Below are 437 nucleotides of genomic sequence, written 5' to 3'. Positions count from 1 at the left end.
CTGTCGGGCGCGCTCAACCTCGGCCCGGACTTCCTCCCGACAGGCAAGATCGATTTTGACCTCCCGGATGTGGCACTGCTCGCGGCCTTTGCCGGCCAGAAGGCCGATGGCGCGATCAAGGGTTCGGCCGACTTCCAGTCGCAGAATGGCAAGATCAGTGGTGCCATCACCGCCAGCGGTCCCAGGCTTTCCGCCGGCGGCGCCGAGATCGTCAAACCGATGGTCGATCTGAAGATCGCCGATCTCGCCAGCGGACAGATTTCCGGAAAAGTCACCGCCGACCTCGTGGCGTCGGGCACGAATGTGATTGCAAGGCTAGCACTCGACATTGACCACGCCGGCACCAAGACCGCTTTCGACCTGAAAAGCCTCTATGACGCGTCGCCGCTGACGGCGAAGGGGGCGATTGAGCAATTGCCCGATGGCCTGAATGTGTC

1 protein-coding gene is annotated in these 437 nt (G+C 62.5%); it reads left to right on the top strand.

Annotated elements, in window-relative coordinates; genetic code table 11:
* Positions 1–437: hypothetical protein (locus tag AC1D0P_RS29950; RefSeq protein WP_477680055.1), on the top strand; the 437-nt coding region annotated here is incomplete at both ends.

It is taken from the genome of Polaromonas sp. P1_G2 (genome assembly GCF_056405515.1).
The sequence above is the reverse complement of the archived record's forward strand: the minus strand, read 5'-3'. Positions and strand labels throughout refer to the sequence as shown.